Genomic DNA, 4,153 nt, shown 5'->3' with positions numbered 1-4,153 from the left:
GATTTTCACAGAAAAAGGGTGCGTACCGTTTCGTGCATACTGCTGTGAAAGATGACAGTGATAGTGCGGAAAAAATTGCTTTCGAGAAACGGTCGAACCGCAAGGCCCGGATGGTGAAGGGAAGCGGCGGAAATGCCTGGAATAATCGAAAGCCCGCTGCCTCTGGCGACAAACGGCAGGAGCGATTCATTAAAGCCCAGTTCAAGAGCGGGGGCAGGCTCTATACCGCAACGAATGCAATAGGAACGGAATGAAGTCCGAATGTCGCACGGGTCCTGGTGAAGGACCCATTTTTCATTTGCAGCATCGAAAAATGAAACGGCGGCGGATGCGGCAAGCGGATGATCGACTGGTAGTACCAGAAAGTATGGATCGATAAACAGTATACGCTGCTGCAGGTGCGGATGAGAAGGTGCATCCTGCACAAGCGCAATATCAATGCGCTCTTCTTCCAATAGACCGATTAATTCACGGGTAGTATCGCGTACCAGTATTTCCGTGCTGTATTCGCCGTTCTGCTGCGCACGTTCTATTGCTTCCGGCGCATAATGGGCGGCCAGGCTGGGCAGAGCCCCGATTCGTATGGTTTTTGTAGGAATTGATTTGTACCTGTCCATCTCTTTTTCAAGATTTCGCACTTGTTCAAGCAGCGTGTAAGCTTTGCCGTACAAGTACCGGCCCGCTTCCGTCAACTTGATTCCGGCAGGCGTGCGAATCAGCAACTGCGTATCGAAAGAACGTTCCAGATTGGTCAATTGTCTGGTGAGGGCAGGCTGTGAGATGTAAAGCGCGGCCGCCGCTTTGTTTAAGCTTCCCTGTTCTACGATAGTAACGAAGTATTTTAATTGCTGCAGATGAAGCATGCTTGTCTCCCCTTTAACTTATAACTTTCAGTTATATCCTCTCTACTTTATTAATATTATCCCGAAGCACAAAATCCTGCTAAATTATAGAAAACAACCATGATGTTTCTGCCGCAACCCCGACATGAAAATGATGGGAAGAGCGGCTGACTTTTGTGGTACGAAGGAAAAGAGAGGATGAATGGTGTGCTGGTTGCTTATCTGGTGATGTGCTTGATTTTCGGCACCACATTTCTAGCGATAAAGATTGGATTGGAAGAGGGGATGCCGCCGTTTTACTTTGCTGCGCTCCGTTTTTTCATCGCCGGAATTCTGCTTTTGTGTTGGTTGAAAGCCAAACAGGAGGCAAGAAAATATTCGTTTAAGCGTTATGCGGAAATTGCGCTGCTTGGTATTATGATGACCACAATTCCATTTGCGGCGCTGTACTGGGCTGAGCAGTATGTACATTCGGGGCTTGCCGCGCTGCTTGTGGCTACCGCACCCGTATTTGCGACCGTGTTCAGCGTGTGTGCCGGACAGATGCGCTACCGCTGGTATACGGGAAGCGGGCTTGTGCTGGGCATTATCGGCATTGCGCTCATTGTCGGGGTTTCTTCCGAAGTGTCGGCGGCGGAAGGAGGCCGTGCCTATCTCGGAAAGATAAGCATTGTGGCTGCAGAATTCTTTTATGCATGGGGAGCTATCCGTGCTAAAAAGCTGATGGAAGAGGTACCGCCGCTTGCTTTTAATGCGTGGCAGATGGTATTTGCCAGTCTGGGCCTGTTCTCGCTTTCCTTCTTGTTTGAAGATGTTGCCCGTGCCTCCTATACGCTGTCTTCTATCGTCTCCCTTCTGTATCTGGCGATTGTGGCGTCGATTGCGGCCAGCGGTATTTACTACTGGCTGGTACGGGAAACGAACGCCGTATTTCCGACTACATGGACGTACGTCTCGCCTGTCATTGCCCTGCTTGCCGGTGTATTGTTTTTAAGGGAAACCGTTTCTTTAGCTCAATTGGCAGGTGGCGTTGGAGTACTGGTGGGGATTATTCTGCTGAACTTGGACACATGGAAAAAGATACTGCATAAAAGAGGAGAAAAACGGGTATTCATTCAATGAGTGCAAATTCATTGCATTTTGACTGGTCGATTTATGTGTTGAACTGATAGGCGTAATTTAAGGTGAGCTTAAGAAAAAGGGCTTCCGGAATATGATATAATGGCGGAAAACCGCGTCGTGCAACGGATTGAGGTGATGGATATGTTAACGATGCCGGACATGGACGGTTTTGAAGTGTGCAGGCGTCTGCGTGACATTACAGTAGCGCCGATTCTTTTCCTGTCTGCGAAAAACGAAGATACGGATAAGATACTTGGCCTTGGCCTCGGAGGAGATGATTACATAACCAAGCCGTTCAGCCCGAAAGAAGTGGCTTACCGGATGAAGGCATATTTTCGGCGCCATCAGTATTTTCAGTGTAAGGAAAACATGTATCTATAGGTTCGGCGATATCGAAATTGACGAAAAGCGTGGCGAGGTTCACAAGGCAGGCAAGGCCGTGGCGCTGATGGCAAAAGAATAGCAACTGCTGCTATTCCTTGCGCGTCATCCAAACCAAATCTTCAGCAAAAGAAAGCTATACGAAGCCGTATGGGAAGAAGAATACCTGGGATACGATAACACGATTATGGTTCATATGCGGCACCTGCGCGAGAAGCTTGAAGATAATCCGTCTGTGCCAGTGTACCTTCTAACAGTACGAGGACTCGGCTATAAGCTGCGGAATGGGGGAGCCGGCACGTGAAGTGGAAGATGACCGGGCTTTTTCTTGTTCCGCTCGCGCTCATGACGGTCGCGTTTACATTTATTAATTTCGCGGCCGCTTCTTATTTTCTAGCGGGTGGCGAACAGCCCGAGAAATTGGGGAGTTCGCCTTTTTTCTCGTACTCTGAATATACTCGCAATTTTCAGCGGTATATTATATTCGCAGACGGCAAGCCGGGACTTTCAGTTGAAGGACAGGCGCAGCTTGCACAGAAGCAGGCATGGATACAGATTCTCGATGAAAATGGGAATGAAGTTTATGAATTAGCCGAGAACACTCGTGACTTCAGTCATGAGATGAATCGGTTTCGGACAAGGCGTGTCTTTTGACACGTCAATTGTCCGACATATGTTAACTTAGTGATTAACAAAAAAAGCACCGATATTTAGCGGTAATGACTTGAAAAATATTTGACATATGTTATCCTGTGATTGAGGTGGATAACATGGCAGAAGTCAAACATGGTAGAGGATATGTGTACTCTATCCAATACCATATTGTATGGTGTGTGAAATATCGCCATAAAGTGTTGCTTGGTGATATAGATAAAAAACTAAAGGAAATACTCAATCAAATTGCTGCAGATAACGGTTTCACGATTTCAGAAATTGAAAGTGATTGTGACCATGTTCATCTCCTAATTGATTGTAATCCGCAACATTCAATTCCGAATATCATCAAAGCGTTAAAGGGGGTTTCGGCAAGATTGCTATTTAAAGAGTTCCCCCAGCTAAAAAAGAAGCTATGGGGAGGGAATCTTTGGAATCCTTCTTACTTTGTGGCAACCGTAAGTGAACACACGGAAGCGCAAATACGACAATACATCCAAAATCAGAAAGTGGGGTGAAAAGCGATGTTAGTAAATAAAGCATACAAATTCCGTATCTATCCAACCAAAGAGCAGGAAGTATTAATTGCTAAAACGATGGGTTGCAGTCGATTTGTGTTCAACCACTTCTTGGCAAAGTGGAACGAAACATACAAAGAAACAGGTAAAGGATTATCATACGGAGTATGTTCTTCCGAACTACCGAATCTGAAAAAAGAATTACCTTGGCTAAAAGAAGTAGATAGCATCGCTATTCAATCATCAGTAAAGAACCTCGCAGACGCATATTCACGATTCTTCAAGAAGCAGAATGATGCACCACGTTTCAAGTCAAAAAGGAATAAAGTTCAGTCGTACACAACGAAACACACAAACGGAAATATTGCGATTGAAGGAAATAAGATCAAACTCCCTAAACTTGGACTTGTTCGTTTTGCGAAATCAAGAGAGGCAGAAGGGCGTATTTTAAATGCTACGATTAGACGCAATCCTTCTGGCAAATACTTTGTTTCGTTGTTAGTAGAAACAGACGTGCAACCATTGCTAAAAACAAACAAAGAAGTCGGTATTGACGTTGGGTTAAAGGATTTCGCTATTCTATCTAACGGTGAAGTGTTCGAGAATCCGAAATTCCTACGGAATATGGAACAAAAA

General features: G+C 45.7%; 5 protein-coding genes and 1 pseudogene. 5 read left to right on the top strand and 1 reads right to left on the bottom strand.

Going from position 1 to position 4,153, the window contains the following annotated elements; all coding sequences use genetic code 11:
- Positions 1 to 5: 5 nt before the first annotated feature.
- Positions 6 to 863, bottom strand: coding sequence for a LysR family transcriptional regulator (locus ADA01nite_RS18675; RefSeq protein ID WP_146811941.1), 858 nt, complete (start codon positions 861 to 863; stop codon positions 6 to 8).
- A 177-nt stretch (positions 864 to 1,040) separates the two neighbouring features.
- Here ADA01nite_RS18675 and ADA01nite_RS18670 point away from each other — a divergent pair, with 177 nt between their 5' ends.
- The 5 genes and pseudogenes from ADA01nite_RS18670 to ADA01nite_RS18650 all read left to right on the top strand — a co-directional run.
- On the top strand, positions 1,041 to 1,964 hold the full coding sequence (locus tag ADA01nite_RS18670) for a DMT family transporter (RefSeq protein WP_146811940.1): 924 nt from the start codon (positions 1,041 to 1,043) through the stop codon (positions 1,962 to 1,964).
- Between the two features lie 132 nt (positions 1,965 to 2,096).
- Positions 2,097 to 2,649 (top strand): annotated as a pseudogene (locus ADA01nite_RS23160) (response regulator transcription factor); the annotation flags it as partial.
- Entirely contained in the window at positions 2,646 to 2,999 is a 354-nt protein-coding gene (locus ADA01nite_RS18660; RefSeq protein ID WP_146811939.1) for a hypothetical protein, read from the top strand. The pseudogene ADA01nite_RS23160 and the gene ADA01nite_RS18660, both read left to right, overlap by 4 nt.
- Positions 3,000 to 3,115: 116 nt before the next feature.
- Positions 3,116 to 3,517, top strand: a complete 402-nt coding sequence (gene tnpA / locus ADA01nite_RS18655) for an IS200/IS605 family transposase (RefSeq protein WP_146811938.1) — start codon at positions 3,116 to 3,118, stop codon at positions 3,515 to 3,517.
- Between the two features lie 6 nt (positions 3,518 to 3,523).
- Positions 3,524 to 4,153, top strand: a 630-nt coding sequence (locus ADA01nite_RS18650) for an RNA-guided endonuclease TnpB family protein (protein WP_146811937.1), incomplete at its 3' end; no start/stop codon positions are given.

Origin of the sequence: Aneurinibacillus danicus, from assembly GCF_007991215.1 — a bacterium.
Classification (GTDB): domain Bacteria; phylum Bacillota; class Bacilli; order Aneurinibacillales; family Aneurinibacillaceae; genus Aneurinibacillus; species Aneurinibacillus danicus.
The sequence above is the reverse complement of the archived record's forward strand: the minus strand, read 5'-3'. Positions and strand labels throughout refer to the sequence as shown.